This window comes from Paucilactobacillus suebicus DSM 5007 = KCTC 3549, from assembly GCF_001434475.1.
Taxonomy (GTDB): domain Bacteria; phylum Bacillota; class Bacilli; order Lactobacillales; family Lactobacillaceae; genus Paucilactobacillus; species Paucilactobacillus suebicus.
Genome location: NZ_AZGF01000012.1, coordinates 19719 through 45456 on the forward strand (window position 1 = coordinate 19719; position 25738 = coordinate 45456).

General features: G+C 40.3%; 20 protein-coding genes and 1 pseudogene. 10 read left to right on the plus strand and 11 right to left on the minus strand.

Annotated elements, in window-relative coordinates:
- Positions 1-7 precede the first annotated feature (7 nt).
- Complete coding sequence (locus FD16_RS06385; RefSeq protein WP_010621145.1) at positions 8-586, minus strand: sugar O-acetyltransferase; 579 nt, start codon at positions 584-586, stop codon at positions 8-10.
- Between the two features lie 157 nt (positions 587-743).
- On the opposite strand from FD16_RS06385, the gene FD16_RS06390 reads away from it, so the two are divergent.
- Together FD16_RS06390 and FD16_RS13135 are read left to right on the plus strand one after the other, a co-directional pair.
- Positions 744-1745 (plus strand): LacI family DNA-binding transcriptional regulator, encoded by a 1002-nt coding sequence (locus FD16_RS06390; protein WP_010621146.1) that lies wholly within the window; start codon positions 744-746, stop codon positions 1743-1745.
- 136 nt (positions 1746-1881) lie between these two features.
- A pseudogene (locus FD16_RS13135) lies at positions 1882-2304 on the plus strand (GNAT family N-acetyltransferase); the annotation flags it as partial.
- A 1-nt stretch (position 2305) separates the two neighbouring features.
- On the opposite strand, the gene FD16_RS06395 reads toward FD16_RS13135, so the two are convergent.
- The 4 genes from FD16_RS06395 to FD16_RS06405 form a co-directional block, all read right to left on the minus strand.
- The gene (locus FD16_RS06395) at positions 2306-3928 is read right to left on the minus strand and encodes an ABC-F family ATP-binding cassette domain-containing protein (protein ID WP_010621148.1); all 1623 of its coding nucleotides are present in this window, start codon (positions 3926-3928) and stop codon (positions 2306-2308) included.
- Between the two features lie 220 nt (positions 3929-4148).
- Entirely contained in the window at positions 4149-5105 is a 957-nt protein-coding gene (locus FD16_RS06400) for a Dyp-type peroxidase (RefSeq protein WP_010621149.1), read from the minus strand.
- A gap of 112 nt (positions 5106-5217) precedes the next feature.
- Positions 5218-5895: a DsrE/DsrF/DrsH-like family protein gene (locus tag FD16_RS13300; RefSeq protein WP_338048826.1), complete on the minus strand. Its 678-nt coding sequence runs from the start codon at positions 5893-5895 to the stop codon at positions 5218-5220.
- The gene (locus FD16_RS06405; protein WP_338048827.1) at positions 5873-7669 is read right to left on the minus strand and encodes an FAD-dependent oxidoreductase; all 1797 of its coding nucleotides are present in this window, start codon (positions 7667-7669) and stop codon (positions 5873-5875) included. The genes FD16_RS13300 and FD16_RS06405 overlap by 23 nt, the downstream gene beginning before the upstream one ends.
- A gap of 164 nt (positions 7670-7833) precedes the next feature.
- Here FD16_RS06405 and FD16_RS06410 point away from each other — a divergent pair, with 164 nt between their 5' ends.
- Positions 7834-8073, plus strand: a complete 240-nt coding sequence (locus FD16_RS06410; RefSeq protein ID WP_010621150.1) for a metal-sensing transcriptional repressor — start codon at positions 7834-7836, stop codon at positions 8071-8073.
- Between the two features lie 357 nt (positions 8074-8430).
- On the opposite strand, the gene gap is transcribed toward FD16_RS06410, so the two are convergent.
- From gap to FD16_RS06430, 4 genes are all read right to left on the minus strand, one after another.
- Positions 8431-9441: a type I glyceraldehyde-3-phosphate dehydrogenase gene (gene gap, locus FD16_RS06415; RefSeq protein WP_010621151.1), complete on the minus strand. Its 1011-nt coding sequence runs from the start codon at positions 9439-9441 to the stop codon at positions 8431-8433.
- A 127-nt stretch (positions 9442-9568) separates the two neighbouring features.
- A complete protein-coding gene (locus FD16_RS06420) occupies positions 9569-10594 on the minus strand; it encodes an NAD-dependent epimerase/dehydratase family protein (RefSeq protein WP_010621152.1) in 1026 nt (341 codons plus the stop codon).
- A gap of 125 nt (positions 10595-10719) precedes the next feature.
- Complete coding sequence (locus FD16_RS06425) at positions 10720-12045, minus strand: MATE family efflux transporter (RefSeq protein ID WP_010621153.1); 1326 nt, start codon at positions 12043-12045, stop codon at positions 10720-10722.
- 123 nt (positions 12046-12168) lie between these two features.
- Positions 12169-13251, minus strand: a complete 1083-nt coding sequence (locus FD16_RS06430) for an Ldh family oxidoreductase (RefSeq protein WP_010621154.1) — start codon at positions 13249-13251, stop codon at positions 12169-12171.
- 436 nt (positions 13252-13687) lie between these two features.
- Between FD16_RS06430 and FD16_RS06435 the strand changes: the two genes are divergently transcribed.
- On the plus strand, positions 13688-14380 hold the full coding sequence (locus tag FD16_RS06435) for a DUF554 domain-containing protein (RefSeq protein WP_010621155.1): 693 nt from the start codon (positions 13688-13690) through the stop codon (positions 14378-14380).
- Between the two features lie 245 nt (positions 14381-14625).
- Positions 14626-15297, plus strand: a complete 672-nt coding sequence (locus FD16_RS06440; protein ID WP_010621156.1) for an EAL domain-containing protein — start codon at positions 14626-14628, stop codon at positions 15295-15297.
- Positions 15298-15576: 279 nt separating this feature from the next.
- On the opposite strand, the gene FD16_RS06445 is transcribed toward FD16_RS06440, so the two are convergent.
- Positions 15577-17421, minus strand: a complete 1845-nt coding sequence (locus tag FD16_RS06445; protein ID WP_010621157.1) for a bifunctional diguanylate cyclase/phosphodiesterase — start codon at positions 17419-17421, stop codon at positions 15577-15579.
- 442 nt (positions 17422-17863) lie between these two features.
- On the opposite strand from FD16_RS06445, the gene FD16_RS06450 reads away from it, so the two are divergent.
- From FD16_RS06450 to cydC, 4 genes are read left to right on the plus strand one after another with little or no spacing between them, the layout of a single operon-like run.
- Complete coding sequence (locus tag FD16_RS06450) at positions 17864-19285, plus strand: cytochrome ubiquinol oxidase subunit I (protein ID WP_010621158.1); 1422 nt, start codon at positions 17864-17866, stop codon at positions 19283-19285.
- Positions 19282-20295 (plus strand): cytochrome d ubiquinol oxidase subunit II, encoded by a 1014-nt coding sequence (cydB, locus tag FD16_RS06455; protein ID WP_010621159.1) that lies wholly within the window; start codon positions 19282-19284, stop codon positions 20293-20295. Before FD16_RS06450 ends, cydB begins: the two co-directional genes overlap by 4 nt.
- On the plus strand, positions 20292-22019 hold the full coding sequence (gene cydD / locus FD16_RS06460; RefSeq protein ID WP_010621160.1) for a thiol reductant ABC exporter subunit CydD: 1728 nt from the start codon (positions 20292-20294) through the stop codon (positions 22017-22019). Before cydB ends, cydD begins: the two co-directional genes overlap by 4 nt.
- Positions 22012-23757 carry a thiol reductant ABC exporter subunit CydC gene (gene cydC / locus FD16_RS06465; protein WP_010621161.1) on the plus strand — a complete coding sequence of 582 codons (1746 nt, stop codon included), beginning with the start codon at positions 22012-22014 and terminating at the stop codon, positions 23755-23757. The genes cydD and cydC overlap by 8 nt, the downstream gene beginning before the upstream one ends.
- On the opposite strand, the gene FD16_RS06470 is transcribed toward cydC, so the two are convergent.
- Positions 23754-24734, minus strand: a complete 981-nt coding sequence (locus FD16_RS06470) for a polyprenyl synthetase family protein (protein WP_010621162.1) — start codon at positions 24732-24734, stop codon at positions 23754-23756. The two genes, cydC and FD16_RS06470, sit on opposite strands and share 4 nt — an antisense overlap.
- A 93-nt stretch (positions 24735-24827) precedes the next feature.
- Here FD16_RS06470 and FD16_RS06475 point away from each other — a divergent pair, with 93 nt between their 5' ends.
- On the plus strand, positions 24828-25736 hold the full coding sequence (locus FD16_RS06475; RefSeq protein ID WP_010621163.1) for a prenyltransferase: 909 nt from the start codon (positions 24828-24830) through the stop codon (positions 25734-25736).
- Positions 25737-25738 lie beyond the last annotated feature (2 nt).

Consider the following 25738-nt stretch of genomic DNA (forward strand, 5'->3'; position numbering starts at 1 on the left):
AATAAGATTACTTTGGTTCATTTTGCTTAATTACGTGCGCGAGATTACCAGCGATCACAACGTTGTCGCCAAACGATTTTGTGACCACCGATCCGCCACCGACAACCACATTATTACCAAGGGTGACTCCGGGCATGACAGCAGAACCGCCGCCAATCCAGCAGTTATTGCCAATTGTAATTTTTTTACCATAGCCAATCCAGTTAAGCCGCTCGGTTTGATCAAGAGGATGTGCAGCTGTGTATAGTTGAACTCTAGGCGCTAACAAACAATTGTCACCAATTGTAATGTCGCAAGTGTCGAGTAAGATGCAATCAAAGTTCGCAAAGAAGTTGTCTCCTACATGAATGTTGTAGCCGTAGTCGCAAATAAAACTTGGCCGAATGCCGCAGTTTTTGCCATGGCTACCAAACAATTCATCTGTTAATTTATCTAGGGTCTCCTGATCCTCAAAATTAGCTCGGTTCATTTTATCGTAAATTCGACGAGCGATTAATCGATCGTGAACAAGCTTTGGATCGTTAACATCATAAGGTTCCTCGTTAATCATATGGTTGTATTCTGTTAAATCTTCAAATTCTGCCATTTCTAAAACTCCTTATATAGTCAGTTGGTTGCGCTTACGTATATGTTAATTAAAAAATTTGTTCGGATCAATTTAATTTCAGCTCTAATTTATCTTAGTTTATATAAACTAATTTATGATCGTGATACAATAAACGATAAAGATTGGAGCGAAAGCCATGATAAAATTAGCTGATATTGCTAAGTTAGCTCATGTTTCAAAATCGGCTGCGTCACTGGCATTAAACGATAAGCCAGGTGTTAGTGAAGCCACCCGGCAGCGTGTAAAGGCCATCGTTGCAGATTCTGGATATAAGCCGTTACGGCAAAAAAGTGTTACTAAACAATTTGATTTAATTGCAATTAAGTCCAGCAATATTATTACTGATGATTTTAGCCAACAGGCTTTTTTTCAAAAAATGTTGGGACTATTTGCTAACGAAATTAATCATTTTCAGGCTCGTCTTAATATCATGACTTTAACCGTTGAAGAATTTAAATCGGGCAAATTTCCATTGAGTGGTGAAGGTGCAATTTTGATTGGTACAGATCTGAGTGCACAAACAATTAATCTAGTTGAACATGTTCAGCCTAATTTAGTAATCATCGATACGAGTTTACCAACTGAAAATAAAAATTTTGTGACAATGGATAGTTTTCAAGGCAGCTATCAAGCAGCAAAATATTTAGCTAATCAGGGATTTCAACGGTTTGGTTATATCAGTTCCAAGATTAGAATTCATAATTTCGATGAACGGCGTAGAGGTTTTGAAGCTGGGTTGGCTGCAACAGGACATATGCTTGATTTGGATAATGTATGTTCATTTTCACCAATTGTGCCGCATCCTAAAAGTGAAGAGATCAATGGGTTGATTCATCGTCGTAATTTACCTGATGTTTTCTTTTGTGAGGATGACTATATGGCAATTGAACTGTTAAAAATTTGCCAAAAGCATCGTATTTCAGTTCCACGGGATGTGGCAATCATGGGATTCGATGATATTAATGAGGATCAATTAGTTTACCCTGAAATTTCATCTGTGCATGTGCCAATTCGAGAAATGGTGCTACAGACATTGACGACTTTGACTAAACTGGTCAGTGGTGAACTAACTGCCAATGTCAAAATTCATGTACAAACTAGGATTATTGAACGGCAGTCGACAAGTGTTAACAAGTAATGAGATAATTCAAAATATTAAATCTAAAATAGCTGGATATTATCCCCGGATAATATCAATAACAGTACTGAATTTACTTCACTAGGGCACCTTATGGGTGAGAAGTAGATTTGGTACTTTTTTCTTGGAGGAAATCATGCAATTTAATTTGGAAATTAAAAATACGAACGAATTATCAAATCTGGAATTACTTGAAGTTATGAAAGCAAGAGTTGCGGTCTTTGTTGTTGAACAGAACTGTCCTTATCAAGAAGTTGATGATAAAGATAATGATGCCCGTCACGTCATGCTTAAAACAGATGGTCACATAGCGGCATATACTAGAATTGTTGAACATGACGACCAGATTCATATCAGTTTTGGCCGGGTATTAGTTGTTAAACAGTATCGTGGACAACAACTTGGCCGGAAAATTGTGCAGACAACTATTGATGAAATTCATCGACTTTATCCTGATAAAGGTATAAAAATTCAGGGACAAAATTATTTGAGACAGTTTTATGAATCCTTTGGGTTTGAGGCAGTGTCTGATGTTTATTTGGAGGATGATATTCCACACTCTAATAAATGTTTTCAACTTGTTCCTGTGCTACTTCGTGTGCTAAAAATTCGTCGTACGTTGAGTCAGGTCGGTCTACCGCACCCTTTGGTCCGACTTCCACAATGTGGTTGGCGATTGTTTGAATGAATTGGTGGTCATGACTTGTGAAGATGATTGAACTCTTGAAGTCAATTAAGGCATCATTCAAACTGGTGATGCTTTCAAGATCCAGATGGTTAGTTGGATCATCCATTAATAGGACGTTGGCTTTGCTGAGCATCATTTTTGAAAGGTAACTACGGACTTTTTCGCCCCCGGATAACACATTAACCTTCTTCAAAACTTCATCACCCTTAAACAACATTTGTCCTAGAAAACCACGAAGGAAGGTGTTGTCACTTTCCTCTTTACTTGCAAATTGACGTAACCATTCGAGAATATCTAAATTAGCATCATCGAATTCTGGGTTCAAATCCTTTGGCATTGATGCGCGAGTGGTTGTGACACCCCAAGTAACAGAGCCTTCGTCTGGTTCCATTGTTCCAGATAAAATTTGCATCAGGATGCTGGTTGTTAAGTCGGAACGTGAAATGATTGCTGCCTTGTCACCAGGACGTAGTGTAAAGTTGATATTGTCGAGAACTTTTTCACCGTCAATGGTCTTACTGAGATTTTCCACCCGGACAAGATCATTACCCAATTCACGTTCTGGTGTGAACTTGATGAACGGGTACTTGCGTGAACTTGGTTTGATGTCATCTAGTGTAATTTTGTCTAATTGCTTTTTACGAGAAGTAGCCTGTTTTGATTTAGAAGCATTGGCAGAAAATCTGGCAACGAATTCTTTCAGTTGCTTGATTTGTTCTTCTTTCTTGGCATTAGATTGTGATTTAAGTTTAAGAGCTAGTTGTGAACTTTCCAGCCAAAAATCGTAGTTACCAACAAACAATTCAATTTTGCCAAAATCAACATCGCAAATATGGGTGCAGACTGCATTCAAGAAGTGACGATCATGGCTGACCACCAAAACAGTATTTTCATAGTCAGCTAAAAAGTCTTCTAACCAGCTAGTAGTTTGTGGATCTAATCCGTTAGTTGGCTCGTCTAATAGCAAAATATCAGGCTTGCCAAACATTGCTTGTGCTAGCAAGACCTTAATTTTGTCGCCTTCAACTAATTCACTCATGAGGCTTTGATGCATTGATTCTTCAATACCCAATGATTGTAATAGTTGACTGGCGTCACTTTCAGCGTTCCAGCCGTCCATTTCAGCAAATTCGCCCTCTAATTCAGCGGCACGAATTCCATCTTCGTCAGAAAAGTCGGCCTTAGCATAAAGTGCGTCTTTTTCAGACATTACTTCGTATAATTTATCGTAGCCTTGCAATACAGTGTTCATCACTGTTTGATCATCATAGGCAAAGTGATCTTGTTTCAGGCTACTCATACGTTCGTTTGGTCCCATTGAAACGGAGCCAGTGGTCGGATTTAAGTTGCCTTCAATGATCTTTAAGAATGTTGATTTACCGGCACCGTTCGCACCGATAATTCCGTAGCAATTGCCCGGTGTGAATTTTAAATTGACGTTATCGTATAATTTACGATCTGAAAACGTCATTGATACATTATTTACAGTTAACAATCTGTTACCTCGCTTTAACTTGTTGTGTCTAAGAATCGTCATCTAATAGTATCAGATAACTATCGTTGATACAATTAAGATGATGACAAACCATAAAAAAGTTATGAAAAACTCATAATTAAAAATGTTAAATGAGTTTCACGTGAAACATAGTACTGAACAAAAAATGAACCTTACAGAATTAAATTCTGTAAGATTCATTCATTTATATCTACAGTAGTTATTTAAAAGTGCCATCCGCAATGTCTTCCAGTAATCTTCTAGAAGGTATGAAGAACAGTTGACCTGACAAGATGTCTGAAAATGTCAGAAGAAAGTCTGAAGTATTAAGCATCTGTTGAAGCATCATTTTAGTGATGGTCCAATGACGTGAGTATCCCATGAAGTAAGTTCCCGTGTTGTTAGAGGCTGGATCTGAATAAGGCACATTCATCCGAATGATTTTCTTTTCTTCACCGTCAATTTCCAATTTGGCACTGGTATTATGGGCATTTTTCGTTTTATCCTCATCTTCCAGCTCCAAATCACTAAACTTTTCACGTCCAACGGCCTTTTCTTGCTGTTCGGTCTTCATGTGGTTCCAAAAGTCCATGTTGTGATGCCATTTTTGGGCAAATGCATATGATCCGTTCTCGAACTCTGGATCCTCATCACCAATTAGTGCGTATGCTTCAGCATCTTCAATGGCAGGGGCTTCAGTACCATCAATGAAGCCAATAATGGCACGGCCCTCGAAATATCTGAATCCCTTGGTTTCGTCGACAACGGTCGTGATGTCACGAAGAAACTTGCTGAATTGAGTTTGTGCTTCATAGACGACGGCTTCATCGCTTGCACGAATATGGAAGAAAATATCGCCTTCAGTAGCGGGCATCGTGTATTCAGGACCAGATAATGTCTCGTAGGTTTCTAGTTCCTTAGGTTTTGGAGCATCTGGGAACAAATAATCCCACGCAGTGTTACTAAATCCAATTGCAACTTTTAATCCTGATGCTGCTTGAGGGTTTGAATCTCTAATCTTCAGTGAACGGATGATGGCCTGTGATCGATCAGCGAATTCTTGAATCGCCTCACGATCGGTCTCTGGATTCTCACGTTTCAGTTTTAAAACAGTGAACTGAACGTGCTCGCCAGCGTCTTTCCAAACATCTTGTGCATCCTTTGCGTTAATAGCCATAAACGGCACCTTCTTATAGAATTTTTGTTAACAGACTCAGAATACTTGAGGCACTTTTAAAAGTCAATTAGTTTAGAACCATTCTAACCTAACTCACATAGTGGGATTGAAACTAGATGAATAAGTTTGTACTACGCTGGCGTGCGTCACCTAAATAGGTGGCGACACCACCAAATTCAACACCATCAATGAATTCAGTTTCTTCAAATCCCATGAGGCCCATGCTCATGGTGCATGCAACCATTTTGACACCGGCATCCTGAGCTTTTTGTAGCATAACTTCTAATTGATCAACGTTGTTGGAATGCATTAAGTTTTTGATCATCGAACGTCCAGCACCTAAAAAGTTCATTTTTGATAGTGGCAGTTTGCCGGCACTACTTGGTAAGACTGAATCAAATGCCTTTGCTAATCCTCTTTTATGAACTTTGACACCAGGCTTTTTAATAACGCTAAGTCCCCAAAATGTAAAGAACATAGTAACCGGTTGTCCCATTGCCGCGGCACCTTGTGCAATGATCAAACTTGCAATTGCTTTATCAAAGTTGCCATCGAATACAACGATTGTTGTTCCTTCACTTGTCGTCGTGATGGTACTACCACCGGTAGCTACTTGGGTTGTAACTGGCTGATTAGCACCTTTTTGAACTGTCGCAACGACCTTATCACCCTGAATTTGATTATCTGTTACAGAATTACCAGTTGCCTTTGCCCATGCTTCGATATCTTTGTAGAATCCGAAATCAGATGCAGTGACTTTTACTGAATCACCGGCGTTCATACTTTCCATCTTGTTTGACTTTTAAAATTGGACCAGGACACTGGAGACCACACGCATCTAGTTCAATTGAATTTTTGGTGACTGGTGTTTTTGTGTCTAAAGCGTTACTTGAACGCTCAGGCTCAGAATCTTGTGGCATTGAATCATAGGTTGCAGTTAAATATGTTTTAATACCACCATCAAGATTGCGAGCGTCTAATCCGTTTTGCGTCAGAATACGGCTGACATTATATCCACGCAGTCCAACGGCACAGTATACATAAATTGGACGGTCTTTTGGTAGTTCATTAATGCGGTCACGAATTTCACTACGGGGGATGTTTATCGCACCAGGTAATTTAGGCTCGGCAAGTAATTCATCTGGGTTGCGAACATCAAGAAAGACATTGCCATCTTTGATTAATTGATCGACTTCGTGCCACTGAAAAGTTTTTACTAAACCATTTTGAATATCATCCGCAATATATCCTGCGAAATTAACTGGATCTTTGGCAGAAGCATATGGAGGTGCGTAGGATACTTCAATATCTGCGAGTTCACTAACGGTTGCTCCAAAACGGATTGCAGTGGAGATAATATCGATTCTTTTGGTGACCTTAGTGGTGCCAATTGCTTGGGCTCCTAAAATATGATTATCTTCACCAAATAAAATTTTCAAATGAATTGGTGCGGCGCCAGGGTAGTATTCTGCAGAAGAATTAGGGTGGAGGTGGATTATATGATAATCTATTTCGGCCTGTTTTAATTGTCGTTCGTTGGCACCAGTTGAAGCAGCGGTGAGAGCAAAGACTTTGGCAACCGATGTACCAAGAATGGGTTGGTTAGTGTGATCTATTCCGGATAGGTAATCTGCTAGAAAACGACCTTGTCGATTTGCGGGTCCTGCTAATGGAATCGATTGACGGGCGCCAGTGATTTCATTTGTGACGTTAATGACATCACCAATTGCAAAAATATCCGATAGATTTGTTTCAAAGTGATTATCCGTATTGATGAATCCGCGTTGATCAGTTTGAATGCCAGCATCAATTGCCAGCTGTGAATTTGGTCGAATACCAATTGCTAAAATTGTTAAATCAGTTTGTAGTACCGCACCATTGTTGAGTAGTACTTGGTGGCCATTATTGTGGAAACCAACTAATTTAGTATTAAGCAACAGATTAATGCCATTAATTTGAAGGTGTTCATGCAAATATTGTGCCATTTCAAAATCAAAGTTTGGCATGACTTGATTGGTCGCTTCTACAAGGTTCACCGATAGTCCGCGTTCTTTTAGATTTTCTACCATTTCAAGGCCAATAAATCCGCCGCCGATCACAGTAGCAGTTTTTGCTTGATTTTCATCAATAAATTTAGTGATCTGGTCTACATCGGGGACGTTACGAACAGTAAAAATATTATCGGCCGTGTTCATTTCTGGAAAATTAGGTATCACAGGTTGCGCTCCTGTAGAAAGTACAAGCTTGGAATACTGATCCTGTTTTTCACCGTCTTCAGTTTGAATTGTTAGTTGTTTGTTGTCTGAATCAATTTTAGTAACCTTACTACTAACATGAACTTCAATATTGAAATCCTTCTCCATGTCGTCCACTGATTCCACTAGTAGTTGATCACGCTCTTTAATTTTTTTACCAACGTAATAAGGTAATCCACAGTTTGCAAAAGAAATGTACGGCCCAGCTTCATAAATTACGATTTCGGCATCTTCATTCAAACGACGTAAGCGAGTCGCGACGGATGCACCGCCGGCAACACCACCAATGATCACAATTCTATCTGTCATACCAATCCCACCCTTTGTGAATATTTTAGTTAAATTTGTTTTGATTATACCCTATAGGGGTATATAATTCAAACCGTAATAAAGTTGAATTGATAGAACATCCATTATAGGGTATACTTTGCAAAGGTAAGCAAGATTTATTTGGATTGTAGGAGGTAACAATTATGGCTTGTGATCCAAAACTGATTAACCGTTTAAAACGGGCGGAAGGTCAATTACGTGGCATTCAGGGAATGATGGATGAGGGTAGAGACTGTGGCGAAATTATCACACAACTATCAGCCGTTGAATCCAGTGTTAAGCGAGTAATGGGCTTGATCGTTGAAGAAAATATAAATAGAAACCTGCAATCAGATTCAAATGATGATATTCAAAAATCACTAGAATTAATTAAAAAATTATAGGTTACGGATACGGAGGGGGAGTTTAACATGAGTAAGACAAGACTAACGATTGGCATTATCGCAATTGTGGTAATTATTATATTGGCGATTATTGCAATGCCGAGGTAAAAACAGAGTGTAAAATGACACGATTAGATGTCTGCACATAAGGGGCACCAAGCATTGACTACGTTCTTTGTAGTTGATGTTTGGTGCCCCTTATGTGTGGGACATCTGTGTCATTTTACACGTTTCAGATATAAAGGTAGGTTAAATCACAGTTTACGTCTCAAAACAACCAAGTTTAACAATCACAAGGCCAAACAAAAAAAGGATCAACCGCCACACCAGCAACGGTTAATCCTTTAATTTTAACCCTTAAGCATTTGCCAAAGCATCAGCTGTCCGGATCATGTTTGAAACAAAACCATACTCATTATCAAACCAAGTAGCGGTCTTAACAACTTGGAAATCACCACTAGTTGTAACTTCAGTCAGTGATGGATCAAATACACCACCATGAGTGTCGTTGATAATATCTGATGAAACAATCTCATCATCTGTCCAGCCGAATGAATCGTTGTTAGCTGTGTGTGGCTTGATTGCATCGTTAACTTGATCAGCTGTGACGTTCTTAGTCTTTAATACTGATACTAATTCGCAAACTGATCCATCAACAACGGCAACACGTTGTGCGTGGCCTTGCAGATGACCATCAAGTTCTGGAATTACTAAGCCAATGGCACGAGCAGCACCAGTTGAATGAGGAATTGTGTTAGCAGAAGCAGTCCGGTTAGGACGGAACTTCTTGCTCTTTGGACCATCCAAAATCATTTGAGAACTAGTGAAGGCATGGATAACAGTCATTGTCCCAACGTTAATTCCTAATTCCTTGTTCAGCCAGTATGCCATTGGTGCGAGGGCATTGGTTGTGCAAGAACCAGCAGAAATAATTTGATCATCTGCAGTGATAGTGTCGTCGTTAACACCGTAAACAATGGTCTTGATTGGACCAGCCGGTGCCGAGATTAATACTTTCTTTACGCCTGCATCCAAATGGGCTTGAGATTTTTCTTTTGAAGTGTAGAAACCAGTACATTCCATGACTAAATCAACGCCATCGTTTTTTACCCAAGGAATATTCTTTGCATCACGTTCAGCGTACACACGATACTTGTGCCCGTCGATTACCAATGAATCATCAGTTGCGGAAACGTCGTATGAAACGGCACCATGTGTTGAATCATACTTAAACAAGTAGGCTAACATTGACGGGGTAGTCAAATCGTTAATTGCAGTAACTTGAATATTATCGTCGTTTAATTCTAGAATTCTTCGTAGTGCTAATCTACCAATACGTCCAAAACCATTAATACCAACTTTAATCATTCTATGCACCTCCATGTACGTGTACCTAACAGTGACATAATTTTACAATAATGTTGTACACCTCAGGAATACTTGTGTCAATTTAAGTGCTTGATTGTCTGCTAGTGTTTCACGTGAAACAGATTAATTATTTCATTTGTTTAGCAATCGTATCAACGGTTGCTAAGACTGTGTCCTCATTATTGCTGATTGGTTGCCACCCGAGAATTTTCTTAGCTTTATCGTTACTAACGTTGCGACTCATATCATGCAATAATTTACCTTCTTTGGCTTCTGAATTGAATGGTGCTCCAACTGATAGGATCCAGTCTGGCATCGATTTAGTGGTTATCTTTGACGCTAATTGTGGCCGCTTGGCGCGCACTAATGATGCAATTTCTTTCATTGAAATTTTACCGTCTTCTGATGCAATGAATCTTTGTCCGTCGGCTGCTGGCGTGATCATTGTCTTAATGTGGATAGCGGCGACGTCTCGAACATCAACCACGTTTAACTCAATGTTAGGAATTCTGGTCATCGAGCCGTCAACAATATTTTTGACAATCCCGAAACTGCCAGAAATGTGGTCGTTAAGTGGAGCACCCAGAATGGCAACAGGATTAACCGTTGCAAACTCCATGTGGCCGTCTGACTGATTGATAAAATCCCAGGCAGCCTTTTCTGCTAGTAATTTTGATTTTTCGTAAGGTGACAGGCCTGGTTGATCGGGATTTGTCCAGTCATCTTCAGTTGTGATTGAATTGCGATCTAAGTTGCTAAATCCAACTGCACCAAAATTAGCAGTCATCACCACTCGTTTTACTTGAGCGTTGTAGGCAGCTTTCAGAATTCTTAAAACACCATCTTTGGCATTATCGAATACCTGATCAAGGTTGCTAGCGTTAGAGTCAAATAGTGGAGATGCCACACTTAATACATAGTCAATGTTTGTCATCGCTTCTTGCCAGCCTTTATCTTGAGCAAGATCGGCTTCAACAAAATCAAGTTGGTCTAAATTATCGATCTCATTGTTAGTTAGCGTGTCAATCACATCCTGTTTTTTTGATAAATTTCGCAGGGTGGTTGTGACTTGATAATTTTGTTGAAGTAGTTGAGCGATGATATGCAATCCTAAAAATCCATTTCCACCTGTTACAAGTACGTTATTATTCATTTTGATTTCCTCCATATTTTTGATGTTGAGGTCATCTTAAACTATAGAGTTAACTCTAGTGCAACAATAAAATAAAAAGAATGTGAAATCTTGTATCTCACATTCTCAGATTGACCAATTTAAGGTCAGATGTTTGCTAGTTTAACCTGATGATGGTAAAGAGCCCACCCGATGACTGTGGTCAGCACATCAGCAACTGCCTGAGCCCAGATAATACCATTGTAACCAAAGACCATATTGGCAATAATGATCGCAATCGTAAAGATGACACCTTGGCGTGAAACAGACATGATCAGGGCGCTGCCAGCTTTGGCAGTTGATTGGAAGACCGTCGTGTAAACCAAAATTGCTCCGGCAAATGGGGTCGTTAATAGTAGGATTCTTAACAATTGTGTACCGTAATGAATGACGGCCGGGTTGTTCAAGAACAGGCTCACGATCCATGGTGCGATTAAGATCATGATTGCTGCAGCTACCAATGACCACACGACTTGAACGATGATATCGAAACGAATAATTCCTTGAAGGCGCTTATGATTTTTTGCACCATAACTGTAACCGATTAGAGGTTGAGCTCCAAAAGCAAATCCAACCATTACAAGATTAACGATTTGTGAAACTTTGGTGGCAATGCCAAGGGCGGCCACACGATCTGCTCCGTAGCGTGATAGGAAGTTATCAAACAGAGCGGTCTGATAGCTAACCATTAAGTTGGTCACTGATGCAGGGAGACCAATTACTAGCACCTTCCAGATGTCAGGCCAGCTTAAGGTGATGTTCTTCCAATGCACGTTCACGATTTTGCACCGCCGCCGAACGTATTGAACTAACACAATATCGGTGACGAGGTAACCAATTAGGTTAGCCAGTGCTGCACCAGTTGCTCCCATGTGTAGCGCTAAAATAAGAATTGGATCAAGGACGATATTCAGGAGCAGGCCAGCAATCATTCCAATCATATTTTCCTTAGCTTTACCCTCAGTTCGCATTAGATTACCAGGGATGATTGAGATGGTCACCAGAACCGCACCGACATTAAATACTCGATAGAATTGGGCCGCATAATTATAAGTGGCACTTGTAGCTCCCAAAGCCATCAAAATGGGATGTTCAAAGATCAATAGTAATGCTGCCACAACTATGCTGGTAAAGATGCCAGCATAGTGACAAAAACTGCTCACGTGTTCACCAAGGGTGTCGTTATGTGATCCCAACAGGCGTGACATGTATGCACTGCCGCCGAGTCCAAAAATATCACCGATTGCGATCATTAAATTGAACAGCGGCATGCATAGCGACACTCCTGCGACTAAGGCGGTATTCTGAGTCATTGATACAAACAAAGTATCCGTCACGTTGTATACCATGCTGGCCAACATACCAATGACGACCGGCATAGCTAACTTGAAGTAGGCCTGCGGAATTGGTGCCCGCTCAAATAATTCTTCCATAACAAAAAATCCTCCGCATATGTAATATCTTTTAGGATACACTTTTGTGGGGGATGTTTGCTAGGTGCTTAAACGAACTAATTTTGTGCATTTTTAACCGGAACACCTAAATCTTGTATTTTATTAAATGGCTTTTGGGGCTTTCAAACCAAGATCCTTGGCAATATCGTCTAGTTGACCTGCAGTTGTATCATCAATTGCCACACCAGCGACTTTGTTATCATCGAAACGCTTGTATTCACGATCACCAGGAACCATGATTTGAGTGCCAGGTGTGTGATCCAAGTTACGGATGCGATCAAACATGCTTTCAACGTTACCCTTGAGCACATCCAAGTCACCAAAGAATGATGGATCAATCGTTAAGAAGAACTGACTGAAGTCATGCTTGCCGGTGTTAGTATCAGCCGAAATGGAACCCTGGGCCAAAATACCGGTTAGAATTTCGACAACCAGTGAATTACCAAATCCTTTATAGTTGGAATTTTCTTCCGAATTACCACCAAGCGTTAGGACACCACCACCTGGTTGCTTTTCAGTGAAGGCAACAGCTGACAAAATATCTTCTGCTACATTGGCATCTTTAACAACTTCACGTTCACCGTTAATTGCCCATTCACCAGGAATTTGCTCGCCTTTTTTAGCCAGAACTTGAATTTTACCACCTGACACAACTGATGTTGCACCATCGAATACAAATGGGTGTGGTTCAGCCGGGAAGGTAAAGGCAAACGCATTGGAACCTAAAAAGGCATCTTTGGCATTGGTTGGAACAACCAGTGGACGGGTATTAGTATTAGAAATACCGATTAGTCCAGCTTCAGCAGCCATTCGTGAGTAATAGCCGGCAGTGCCAAAATGGTTAGAATTACGAATAACAGCAACCAAAATTACTGATTTCTTGGTTTTTTCAATTAATTTTTTCATTGCCAAATTAGATGCAATTTGGCCCATGTTTTGGTTAGCATCAATTAGCAAACTAGTTGGTGTTTCCTTTAAAATGATTGGTTGGTTTTTTGATTCAATGATGTGTTCCTTGATCATGTTCAAATACCACTTCAACCGTTGAATACCGTGTGATGAGATACCACGTAAGTCGGCGTCAACTAAGGTATCAGCCAGTAACTTACTATCTTCCTTCGTAAAATCATACGCAGCAAAAACATTTTCCAAAAATGATTGTTCGTCTTGATAGTTAATTCTCATAATTTTTCCTCCTCAATTAATGACAAAATAAAATCGTCCTAGCACAAAAATGCACTAGGACGATGACGATTAGACCGTGGTACCACCTATTTTTACAGCTATTAAGCTGCCTTAACTCATTGGACTAGCCAATCAGCTTGGGCACGATATCGGATGCCAATCGCAGACGTGGCGCTAACCCGTCCATATTCAGAGCTCATCTTCACTAACTTCGGTAGATGCTTTTTCAGCAATTCAAGCACTCTCTGACAGCCGTTGTTAGTTAATCTTCTCATCAACATTTAATATATACACATAGAAAATTTAGTGCAGTTTGACCAGTTTGTCAAGCCAGCTTCTGCAAAGTTAGACGTATAATGAAACTATTAATTATAAATTGACCTTTCACTTACAGGATGGTTTATATTAGTACTATCAACAAGTGAGGAGTATGGCGATGATTGGAACATTTTTTAATACGGGCATGATCATCTGTGGCAGTATCATTGGCAGCCTATTTAAGCGCGGACTGAATGAGAAGTATCACCAGATCTTGATGCAGGCACTAGGGTTAGCGGTTGTTTTATTAGGAATTAATACAACTGTCAGTCATATGGGCGACAGCAAGTATCCAGTGTTATTTATCGTTAGTTTGGCACTAGGTGGGGTGATTGGTCAGTTACTAAACCTGGAGGAACGGTTTGATCGGTTACTTGGTCATTTTTCAAGTCCAAATAGTAGCAATTTAGCCCAAGGATTATCCACTGCAATCTTGTTATTTTGCATTGGTACACTGTCGATTATTGGCCCCATCGAGGCGGCGTTGAAACACAACTACACCTATTTATTTACTAACGGAATGTTAGACGGCATTACCTCGATGGTGCTCGCATCCACGTTCGGAATTGGCATAATTGTGGCCAGTTTGGTTTTGTTTTGCTGGCAGGGAGGAATTTATGCTCTTTCAATCCTGATGCAAGGGGCCATTAGTGGTGATTTGATTACGGAATTATCGGTTGTGGGAGGTGTCCTAATTTTGGCATCAGGAATTAACATTTTGAAAATCGCTGAAATTCACACATTAAATCTACTGCCAGCACTAGTAATGCCAGCGATTATCATCCCGATTTTACACGCGCTAGGATACTAGTTAATGGTTAGGTTTTTGGTCAGCCATGTGTCCATAAAAAAATTTTATTTTTTTGCTGTAGACGGTTGCATCCTAACCGATAGTGGAATTATAATACGAATTGAATAGATTTATTATTTAATAAAAGCAATTTGCTCAAGCTTGATTAATCGTCAAGCATACGACCCGTCCATGAGAAAGTCATGTTGCGGGTCGTTTTTTTTTTTTATTTTTCGGGATCCAGTGTCATGGGGGCGAGATAACTGATGTATACATTTTATGAACAACCAAAATACGCTGTAAGTGGTCTTGATAATCCGCCAATTGGGTATGAACTGTTTATTCGTCAGTGGAATAACAACGGTTGGCAGTTACCGAAAGATTTTAATGCGATTACAAGTCAAACATTAAGAGATTTGTTGTACGAAACCATCGAAAGTATGCCTAATAATGTGATTATGCTGTCGTTTAATTTGGAACAAAGCCAATTTATCGACCCTAAATTTTTACAAATGGTGGCCGACGTTCAAAGTCGAACGGATATCAAGATTTTTACGGAATTGACAGAACGAATTGCTCCGGGAGTGACAAATCAGGAGCTTATTGACGCAGGTCGTCGCTTTCATGAGGCCGGATTATATGTATGCATTGATGACGTCGGCACGGGGCAGAATACACCGGGGCTGGTGTTGGGTATGAATGATTATATTAATGAGTATAAGTTTGCGTTCCAAAATTTTAGACCATTTAATGACATTAATGAAATCAAACAGAAACTAGATTTTTGGTACAACTTAGCACAAGAAAAAGGAAAATTATTAGCGATTGAAGGTCTGGAAGACCAAAAGGAACTCGAAACGGTTAAAGAAAAATACCCATGTTTTGTGGTGCAGGGGTACCTGATGGGAAAACCACAGAGAGTGGAACAAGGAGAATAGCCAGTGGTGTTATCAGAGTAGCCCACGATTAGACCAGCGCGTTGCTGGAATGGTTGTGGGCTACTCTGATATCATGTCGGGCTGCCTTGTGAAACTTGTTTAGGCTGTGCGAATTTGGAGACGGTTATTGATTTGCTACTTGTAATGCTACCTAGCTGAAACGTGGAAAAAGACGCAGGCGCCCACTATACAACAAGGTGAAATGCATCAACCGCACAATTCGCGGTTAATACATTTCACCTTGTTGTATAACGGCGCCTGTTCGCGTCTTTTTCCACTCTATGCGATGATTGGCAATTCCGCCTTCATAAAGTAATCACCTTGCATGTAGAAAATATTGCCTATCTTACGAGCCCAATTTACCTGTTGTTGATTGGTCACTCCACTTAGAATGAAATCTACGTTTTGTTCGAGTGCCATTTTGGCCCAGTTGCTGATGCTGCGGCGTAACTCCGTTTCAGAGTGATCTTCATTTTCTGCTAGGTCAAACTTAATACCATTGATGTAGTGCATCGCTGGTATCAGCCTGCCTCGATCCGTGTCTACTGTGATTTTGTCGATGACAATTTTAATATTAGCGGCACGGTAAATTTCACTCATATGTTTCATGCTGTCAATGCTTGGCATGCTGTCTAACGCTATCGCTAATGATTCGGGGCCATCAACGCTGTTGCAAAATGCGATCAGTTGAGCAGCCACACGAACATCGTTAAATTGAGGAACCGATAAGTAGAGCGTGGCACACAATTTATGACTGTTTACTAGGCAGTCCCGCAATAAGTCGATCCGTTGAGTAATCGACAGAGAAGGTGCTTGGGGCTTAATCCATTTTTCCCTTACATGGTCGTACTGCCTGATTGACAAAGCGTTATTGATTAAGGGCTGGTCAGGCTTTGAAATGTCATAAATTCCCTGAGAGAAGTATGCATAAGTCTTGTCTTGATCATCGTTATCACGAACATGTTGAACTTTGCCATCAATCGTAATAATGTCACGGCCGTTTCTTTTACTCGTGTACAAATTATCATCAGCACGCTTGTAAGTTTCATCGACAGTTTTATCGCCAATTCTCAGGCTTGTCATTCCAACAGAAATTGTAGCTTTAATACTTTGTCCATTATAATCAAAGACATTTTCTCGAATTGATTGCCAGCATTGAGTGATGATCGGCATGACTTTTTCTGGCGTTTGGTTTGGAAAAGCGATGTTGAATTCCTCTCCACCTGTTCGATAGATTTGGTGACTGTATCCATATTGTCGCAATGTGTCGCGTAGCATTGTCGCAATTCCGACTAAAACACGGTTACCGGCTAAGTGCCCATAGCGATCATTAACTAATTTGAAATGATCTACATCGAGGGCAACTAGTGTTAGAGGCTGATCATCATCGCGTGCATTGTTAAACATGGCAACACTGTCTTGCTGGTAGAGTGAGTAACTTTTAGCGTTGGTTAAGGTATCATAGCTGGCTAGCTTTTCCATTTCGTCGTTATGCAGTTCCTGTTTGTGCTGACGAATATAGTACTCGGAAGTGAACACAGACATGACCATGAACATCAAAATAGCTTCGAATGCGATGCCATAGTTCAAAGTTAAACCAGCGGAAATATGAGGTAATGTTAACCAAAAATCAAACGATAAGATGGCACTCGTAATACTATTAAGCAGTAAATTGTAACGGATTTTATTATGGTAACGCCGAATTAGCAACAGCATTACCACCAATATTATGACTGATCCCCAAAAAGTGAATTGGGTTAAATCTCCCATATGGTGCATGGTCCAAATAACAAAAACACCAAGTCCTCTGATTGCAAATTCAAAATTATTGATTTGGTCATCGAAAAGCATGAAGAATAAAACAAATAGTCCTACGTTGTGGTACATCATTGCGTTCGAATTAGCGATGTACCCAGTAATATGAAGAATTAGTCCAATGCCAATGCCCAGCACAATTAACGCAATACGGTAAAATATCTGCATATTATGGGCGGTGGTGCGATCCTTGAAGGCCTTGCGCCACAGTGACGAGTAGTATGAAACGAATCCTGCAATAAAAAATGTAGCAACAATTAATTGGGTGATCCATGGGCCAAGCGAAACTAACTGCATGTTCATTTTCATGAATATCCCCCCTTTGTACTCACTACACTTGTTTAGTACGTTAAATGTATATACACGTATAGAATCAATTATATATTAATCTTTGTATAAAACCAGGCCTTGAGAGACGAAAGTTAACAACTATGGCGGCCGTAGAAACGTTAGTCTATCAGTTATTCGTTAATCTTCGCATTCATATAAAGTTAGAATATCGGTAATGACGAATGAACTATTATTTTTAGTTTGAATTACACTTATCTACCGATATATAAAAGCGAATTTTAATCGAATCAGAGGCAAACTGCTAAATAAATCGTACTGTACAGCACATATCAGTTGAAATTAAAGCGCTTTCTAGGTATATTTAGGGTGTAGGATTCTGAGTTATTTTTGTATTAGCTATGATTAATATTTGTTTGATTTATATTTTGTTTATCGATTGCTAATGAATGGAGGGGTTAGGATGACGATCGTGTCGTTAGCGCGTTTTCAATTTGCAATGACCACTGTATTTCATTTTTTCTTTGTGCCATTTTCAATTGGAACAGCGTTGGCAGTTGCCATCATGGAAACATTGTACGTGACGACTAAAAACGAAATGTACAAGAAAATGACCAAATTTTGGGGAAACATTTTTTTACTTAGCTTTGCCGTTGGGGTTGTTACCGGTATTATTCAGGAATTTCAGTTTGGCATGAATTGGTCTGATTACTCGAGATTCGTCGGTGATATTTTCGGTGCACCATTAGCAGTGGAAGCGTTACTTGCATTCTTTGCTGAATCGACGTTCTTGGGGTTATGGATATTTACTTGGGATAAAATGAAGCCGAAAATTCATGCTCTGTTTATTTGGCTAGTTGTGCTGGCCTCGATGACTTCGGCATTTTGGATTTTGGCTGCGAACAGCTTTATGCAACATCCAGTTGGCTACACCATCAAGAATGGCCGTGCGCAAATGAACGACTTTGGTGCATTGTTAACGAATCCCCAGGTGTGGATGGAATTTAGCCACGTGATCGCCGCTGCCATCACAATGGGTGGCGTCATAGTAGCAGGTCTCTCGGCATTTCAGTTACTTCGCAAAAAAGTTGATATTAAATCCTTTTATCAAAAATCAATGCGCATTGGCCTGTTGATCACTCTTCTCGGGTCAGTGGCGGTGATGGCGGCTGGTGATGTTCAGATGAAGTACTTAATCAAAGAACAGCCAATGAAATTTGCTGCAACTGAAGGTAACTACAAGGATACCGGTGATCCAGCAGCATGGACGCTGGTTGCGTGGGATAACACTCGGGAACACAAGCAAGTATTTGGTATCGAAATCCCTTATATGCTCAGTATTTTGGCATATGATAAGCCAACTGGATCATTAAAAGGGATGGATACTATTAATAAAGAATTGGAAGCAGAGTACGGTTCAGATAAGAGCTACTACCCGCCAGTTAACACTTTATTCTGGAGTTTCAGAATCATGGCTGGGTTCGGCGTACTAATGTTTCTCATGGGGGCCTTGGGATTAATTCTCACTAGAAAGAAAAAACCAATCCTGTACAAACATCGGTGGATGCTGTGGATTATGGGGCTGTGCACCTTTACCCCATTTATGGCAAACACCGCTGGTTGGTTTATCACCGAGCTTGGTCGCTATCCGTGGACGGTCTACGGTCTCTATACAATTAAGCAAAGTGTCTCGCCGAATGTTTCAGTGACGTCGTTGCTAATTTCCAATACAGTCTACTTTCTGCTCTTCTCAGGGTTAGCTCTGACGATGATTTTCTTAGTGATTCGTGAGTTAAAGAAGGGCCCAGATTACGAAGAACGTCAGTTAGAAAAGGATGCTTCAATGTCGGTTGATCCGTTTGACAAGGGGGCGTTTAACGAATGAGTATTACACAGATTTTATGGTTCGTTTTAATCGGCATTTTGTTCGCGGGATTCTTCTTTCTGGAAGGATTTGATTTCGGCGTCGGCATGTCGGTTCAAACGCTAGCGCATAATGAACACGAAAAAGATCAAGTTGTGGAAACAATTGGGCCAGTTTGGGATGGTAACGAAGTGTGGTTAATCACTGCTGGTGGTGCAATCTTTGCATCGTTTCCGTACTGGTATGCGTCACTATTTAGCGGGTACTATCTGATACTGTTAATCATTTTGGTTGGCCTGATTATCCGCGGGGTGTCATTTGAGTTTCGACATCGCATGCCGACGGATAAAAAGTTTATTTGGAACTGGACACTTAGTTTAGGTAGCTTTATTGTGCCGTTCTTTTTCGGTGTACTGTTTATCAGTATGGTACAGGGGATGCCACTCGATGCCCAGGGTAATATGAATGCTCACTTTACGGATTACATTAATCTGTTTTCAGTTGTTGGAGGAGTTGCACTAACCTTATTGTGTTACCTACATGGCCTGAATTATATTGGCTTGAAGACGTTAGGACCGATTCGTGATCGAGCTCGTAACTACGCCGAAGCACTGTATTGGGTGTTGTATGCAGGTCTGGTTGTCTTTGCAATCTTGTTGTTCTTCAAGACAGACTTCTTCACAGTCCATCCGATTTCTACTTTGTCACTATTGGTTGTGATTGTGGTGCTAACGCTGATTGCTAACGTGGCCGTGGTTAAAAACCGAGAAGGATGGGCGTTTATTACCAGTGGATTGTCGCTTGTTGCTTTAGTTGGACTGCTGTTTGCAGGCCTTTTCCCTCGTGTGATGGTTAGTTCACTCGGACATCAATATGATTTACTTATCAAGAATGCATCGTCTAGTCCGTACACATTGCATATCATGACGATCATTGCGTTTACTGTGTTACCGTTTGTCTTGGCATACACAGTCTGGACTTACTATATCTTTAGAAAACGAATCTCGACTTCGCTCGGGGCAAGATCATGATTGATAAGCAATTAATGAAGCTCCCTGGGATTAAGAGAGTGATGGGAGTGCTTGTGGGACTATCGGTTCTGCAAGCATTCTTTATTATCGGTCAGGCATATGCACTTGGCCGGTCGATCACAAATCTCTGGGACGGACAGTCGGTGAAAGAACAAATTAATTTGATGATTTTATTTGCGGTCGTTTACCTTGGCCGCCATTTATCAATTTATTTTCGCAACCGGTTGCTTGATCGGTATGCCTATCAACAAGCCAATGACATTCGCAACCAGCTACTGGAAAAAGTCTTTAAACTTGGCCCACAAGTTGTTCAACACCAAGGAACTGGCAGCATGGTGACAATGGCGTTAGATGGTGTTGATCAGGTTGAAGATTACTTTCATTTGATTCTCTCCAAAATGATTAACATGATGGTGATCCCTTGGATTATTTTAGTGGCTGTGTACCTACTCGACGTTGAATCAGGGATCATTTTGACACTTGTTTTTCCGTTAATTATTATCTTTATGATCATTCTTGGCTATGCAGCACAAGGAAAGGCGGACAAACAATTTGCGGTCTTTCAAATGCTGTCGAATCACTTTATTGATTCACTGCGAGGCATCGACACGCTCAAGTATTTTGGTTTGAGTAAGAAGTATGCCAACAGCATTTTTAATACAAGTGAGCGATTCCGCAAGGCAACAATGAATACACTTAAAATTGCTATACTATCAACGTTCGCTCTCGATTTCTTTACAACACTTTCAATCGCCATTGTGGCTGTATTTTTGGGATTACGCTTAATCGATGCACACATTTTGTTGTTTCCGGCACTGACAGTGCTGATTTTGGTACCAGAATATTTCTTACCAATTCGAGATTTTTCAGGTGACTATCACGCCACGCTAAATGGTAAAAATTCAATGCATGCAATTTACGAAATTTTGGATCAACCTGAAGATCAAACCGAGCCAGTTAAACTACAGCATTGGGATGAAAATCAACCATTAAATGTTTCACACCTAAATTTTGATTATGTGACCGGCGCTGGTCTAAAAGATCTTAATTTGAATTTTAGTGGTTATGAAAAGGTTGGCATCATTGGTGTTAGTGGTTCGGGCAAATCAACACTAATTAACGTTTTAAGTGGCTTTTTAACGCCGCGTGATGGCAATATTAAGGTTGGTAATGCAGAATTGACTAGCTTTAACCAGCCTGATTGGCAGAAACAGTTAATTTATATTCCACAAAACCCCTATATATTTCAAATGACGGTCCGTGACAATATTGCCTTCTATCATCCAAACGCCACTGATGATGAGGTTAGGCAGGCGATCGAGGTTGTGGGTCTACAACAACTTGTCGATGATTTGCCTGAGGGTTTAGATACGGTGATTGGTGAAGGTGCACGCAGTTTGAGCGGTGGTCAATCGCAACGGGTGGCACTAGCGAGGGCTTTCTTAGACCAAAATCGCCGGGTACTTCTTTTCGACGAGCCGACTGCTCACCTTGATATTGAAACAGAAGTGGAACTGCGTGAACGGATGATTCCAATCATGAAGAACCATCTAGTATTCTTTGCGACACACAGATTGCACTGGATGAAAGAGATGGATTACATTCTGGTCATGGATCATGGCCAGGTCGTTGAGCAGGGAACATTGGATGAGTTACAGGCAAATAATGGCGCTTTTGCTAAATTAACAGCAGCAATGCGGGGAAAGGAGGCCCACGATGAATAAAATTGGTTTTTTCAACTCTTTAAAAAATGACCAATGGGTAAAACCATTTCTACAGAAGTATAAGAAGGCGTTGATCTTGGCTTTGACTCTCGGGGTGATCACCTTTATCTGCGGTGGTGCGTTAATGTTTAACTCTGGTTATTTGATTAGTCGTGCGGCTTCTCTGCCAGAGAATATTTTGTTGATTTATGTACCGATTGTTTTGACCAGAGCTTTCGGAATTGGTAGGCCAGTTTTTCGTTATGTTGAAAGACTTGTCAGCCATAACTGGGTCCTGAAAATGACTTCCGGGTTACGCCTGAAATTATATCAATCGCTAGAAACGAGAGCTTTATTTATTAAGCAAGACTACCGAACTGGCGATATTCTCGGCTTGCTTTCAGAAGATATTAATCACATTCAAAATTTGTACTTGAGAACTATTTTCCCAACTATCATTGCCTGGGTGCTGTATGCGATCGTGATAATTGGACTTGGTTATTTTTCAATTTTTTTTGCACTAGCGATGTTGCTGCTGATGGCAATTGTTGTCTTCGGTGTCCCACTGTGGTCAGTAATTGTCAGTGGTGCCCGTCAAGAACAACAAAAGCAGATCAAAAACGTGCTCTATGGTGAACTTACGGACAACGTGATGGGCGTGTCAGATTGGATCTTTAGTCAACAAGCTGACGAATATGTGCAACATCATGAAAAATCACAAGCCAAACTCCACAAAGTAAATGCTAAACTGCAAAGCGTGAATAATTTTCGTGATTTGATGGTTCAGCTAATGTTTGGTGTAATTACGCTTGCTTTATTGATCTGGGCAGGTAACTATTTCCCGGGAAATCATGGTGGCTCTGCCAACTGGATTGCGGCATTTGTGCTATCAGTTTTTCCATTAATTGATGCTTTTGCCCCGCTTCCTGCAGCGGCACAGGAGACAAATGTCTATCAAGATTCTGTCAACCGATTTAACGACTTACCAGCGGCAAATAAAAAAACTGACGATCATCAACAGATAACCGGACCAGTTTCATTATCGGTGTCACATGTATCGTTTACGTACCCGGAAAGTAACAAAGGAGTTCTTTCTAACGTTGATCTACAAATCAATCCAGGTGATAAACTTGCCATCTTAGGCCGCAGTGGGTCCGGTAAAAGTACTTTAGCTCACTTATTGCGAGGGGATTTAACCCCCACGGATGGGTCGGTGAAGATTAATAGCATTGATGTTGCAGAATTTGGAGATGATATCAGCAATTACATTGGCGTGATTCATCAAAATCCTTATCTGTTTAATACTAGTATTTTAAATAACGTTCGGCTGGGGAGAGAAAGTGCAACAGAAGACGAAGTTTGGCATGTGCTTGAACGAGTGGGGCTAAAGTCATTGATTCAATCAATGCCAGATGGATTAAACACTTTGGTAGATGAAGCGGGCCTGAGATTCTCAGGTGGTGAACGTCATAGACTGGCTTTAGCCAGAATTTTACTCAAGGAAGTACCAATTATTCTATTGGACGAACCAACTGTGGGACTTGACCCGATTACTGAACAACATCTGTTGGACACGTTTTTTACACAGTTAACCGGTAAGACAATTATCTGGATTACTCATCATCTACAAGGTATTGATCTGATGGATCAGGTTGTTTTTATTGAGGATGGTCAAATTGAAATGAGCGGATCACCGGCAGAGTTGGAACAGGGAAATGAGCACTATCGTCAATTAAGAGCCATTGATCAGGGTATTTAGTATTGCCGATCAAGCAATTTTTTTGATAGTGTCTGGATCGTCTTTTTGGCATTGCTGGCGGGAATGTGATTAATTAACGTGATCGTCTCATCGTAATACTGTTTAGCATATTGTTTGGACTGCTGAATGCCACCGTATTGGTTAACCATTTTGGCAACTATTCGAACTTCGTCTTCTGTAATCAATTGTTTTTTTTGTAAATACTGATCGAATTCATCCTCATGATTTTGACGAGCTAGAATTAGAGGTAGTGTGTAGATTCCTTGAGCTAAATCTTCAGTAATTGGCTTTTTTAACGTTTTAGCATCGGATGAGTAGTCGAGAATGTCATCGTAAATTTGAAATGCGATGCCGATATTACGCCCAATCGTGCCAGCTGCCTTTTCTAATTCCGACCCACCATTGCTCAGATGAACGCCTTCATAGCAAGCGAGTTCAAATAGTCGCGCTGTTTTACCAGTAATATTATGCAGGTAATTTTCAACTGTTTGGTTTAGGTTAAAACGATCTGCTTTTTGACCAAGCTCACCAAGGAGTAATTGCTTCATGGTTAGCGCATTTTCTGCCATTAGACTAGTGCCGTTAAGGGTTTCAATTAGTAGCTCAAAAAATTGAGTAAATAAGAAGTCACCAGCATAAACAGCAGTGTCCTTGCCACATTTGGATTGAACAGTGATCGTTCCACGACGCAGGGGTGAATCATCAATAATGTCATCATGAATTAAGGTGGCCATATGGAGCATTTCTAACGATGCAGCGACATTAATGTAATTGGTTTGTTTGTTAGCGTCTCTATCATTCAGATCAGCAAATAGCAAAAAGAGCGCAGGCCGAAGCATCTTGCCGCCTGAGTGTAGAAAGTTATCGAGTGCTTCTTGAACGTCAGGAATGTCGATCGTTAACCGATTTTCTAATAGTTCTAATACCTGATCAAGCTGCTTTTTGACGGGCGGATATGTATTCCAAAATTCTAACATTGCTGATCACTCCCTTATTACTAGTTTCTAATACCATTCTACCTTAAAATGTAGGTAAGACATATTCAAACATACTGAAATGAGGTGATTCAATTGAGCTTACCAGTTTTTTTCGAACTGGTAGAGATTAAGGCTAAAACTGCGAGTGTATTACCATTTTTGTTAGGTGTTTGTTTTAGTTGGTATAATTATCAGTCGATCCACATATGGTATGTATTACTTTTCTTTGTTGCCATGTTCATTTTTAATATGGCAGTTGATATTCTTGATAACTATAATGACTATCATCATGCGGTTAAGGGGTACGATTACAAGCAAAAAACAAATATTATTGGTCGTGAACATTTATCCGTTAGGCTAGTATTTACCATCATGATGAGCATGATCACGATTTCTGCTCTGATGGGAATTTATCTAGCCACCAAGGTTGGTTGGTCAATCCTATGGATGGGACTCTGGTGCTATGCGGTTGGTATTTTGTATTCATCAGGTCCGCGCCCATTATCAAGTTTGCCAGTTGGCGAATTTTTCTCCGGCTTTACAATGGGATTTATGATTTTGCTGATTTGTGTGTATATCAATACCTACCAGATATTTATGTGGAACTCATTAATGTTAAGCAGCATTTTACTAGTCTCGCTGCCATCCGTTCTATGGATTGCCAATCTAATGTTGGCTAACAATATCTGTGATTTGGACGAAGATGTTAAAAACCACCGTCACACAATTGTTTATTATTTAGGACAACAACGGAGCGTGGTGTTCTTTGTAGTCTTAAATGTGCTGGCATATCTTTCATTAATTCTCGCAGTCTTTGTTGGCATTGCACCGTGGTTCACACTATTCGCTTTAGTTTCGTTACCGTTTGTTATTAAACAAGTCCGATTATTTTGGCATCGACAAGTTAAAAAAGAGACGTTTATCTGTGCCGTTAGAATTTTGGCGGTTGGAACTTTTAGTCAAGTGATTACGTATCTCATTGGATTAGCTATTTCGCTTTAGAT

What these genes read in the sequence shown, in the direction of transcription:
- FD16_RS06385 (WP_010621145.1), bottom strand. Translation starts at nt 586, where the DNA reads ATGGCAGAATTTGAAGATTTAACAGAATACAACCATATGATTAACGAG.
- FD16_RS06390 (WP_010621146.1), top strand. Translation starts at nt 744, where the DNA reads ATGATAAAATTAGCTGATATTGCTAAGTTAGCTCATGTTTCAAAATCG.
- FD16_RS06400 (WP_010621149.1), bottom strand. Translation starts at nt 5,105, where the DNA reads ATGGCTATTAACGCAAAGGATGCACAAGATGTTTGGAAAGACGCTGGC.
- FD16_RS13300 (WP_338048826.1), bottom strand. Translation starts at nt 5,895, where the DNA reads ATGGAAAGTATGAACGCCGGTGATTCAGTAAAAGTCACTGCATCTGAT.
- FD16_RS06405 (WP_338048827.1), bottom strand. Translation starts at nt 7,669, where the DNA reads ATGACAGATAGAATTGTGATCATTGGTGGTGTTGCCGGCGGTGCATCC.
- FD16_RS06410 (WP_010621150.1), top strand. Translation starts at nt 7,834, where the DNA reads ATGGCTTGTGATCCAAAACTGATTAACCGTTTAAAACGGGCGGAAGGT.
- gap (WP_010621151.1), bottom strand. Translation starts at nt 9,441, where the DNA reads ATGATTAAAGTTGGTATTAATGGTTTTGGACGTATTGGTAGATTAGCA.
- FD16_RS06420 (WP_010621152.1), bottom strand. Translation starts at nt 10,594, where the DNA reads ATGAATAATAACGTACTTGTAACAGGTGGAAATGGATTTTTAGGATTG.
- FD16_RS06425 (WP_010621153.1), bottom strand. Translation starts at nt 12,045, where the DNA reads ATGGAAGAATTATTTGAGCGGGCACCAATTCCGCAGGCCTACTTCAAG.
- FD16_RS06430 (WP_010621154.1), bottom strand. Translation starts at nt 13,251, where the DNA reads ATGAGAATTAACTATCAAGACGAACAATCATTTTTGGAAAATGTTTTT.
- FD16_RS06435 (WP_010621155.1), top strand. Translation starts at nt 13,688, where the DNA reads ATGATTGGAACATTTTTTAATACGGGCATGATCATCTGTGGCAGTATC.
- FD16_RS06440 (WP_010621156.1), top strand. Translation starts at nt 14,626, where the DNA reads ATGTATACATTTTATGAACAACCAAAATACGCTGTAAGTGGTCTTGAT.
- FD16_RS06445 (WP_010621157.1), bottom strand. Translation starts at nt 17,421, where the DNA reads ATGAAAATGAACATGCAGTTAGTTTCGCTTGGCCCATGGATCACCCAA.
- FD16_RS06450 (WP_010621158.1), top strand. Translation starts at nt 17,864, where the DNA reads ATGACGATCGTGTCGTTAGCGCGTTTTCAATTTGCAATGACCACTGTA.
- cydB (WP_010621159.1), top strand. Translation starts at nt 19,282, where the DNA reads ATGAGTATTACACAGATTTTATGGTTCGTTTTAATCGGCATTTTGTTC.
- cydD (WP_010621160.1), top strand. Translation starts at nt 20,292, where the DNA reads ATGATTGATAAGCAATTAATGAAGCTCCCTGGGATTAAGAGAGTGATG.
- cydC (WP_010621161.1), top strand. Translation starts at nt 22,012, where the DNA reads ATGAATAAAATTGGTTTTTTCAACTCTTTAAAAAATGACCAATGGGTA.
- FD16_RS06470 (WP_010621162.1), bottom strand. Translation starts at nt 24,734, where the DNA reads ATGTTAGAATTTTGGAATACATATCCGCCCGTCAAAAAGCAGCTTGAT.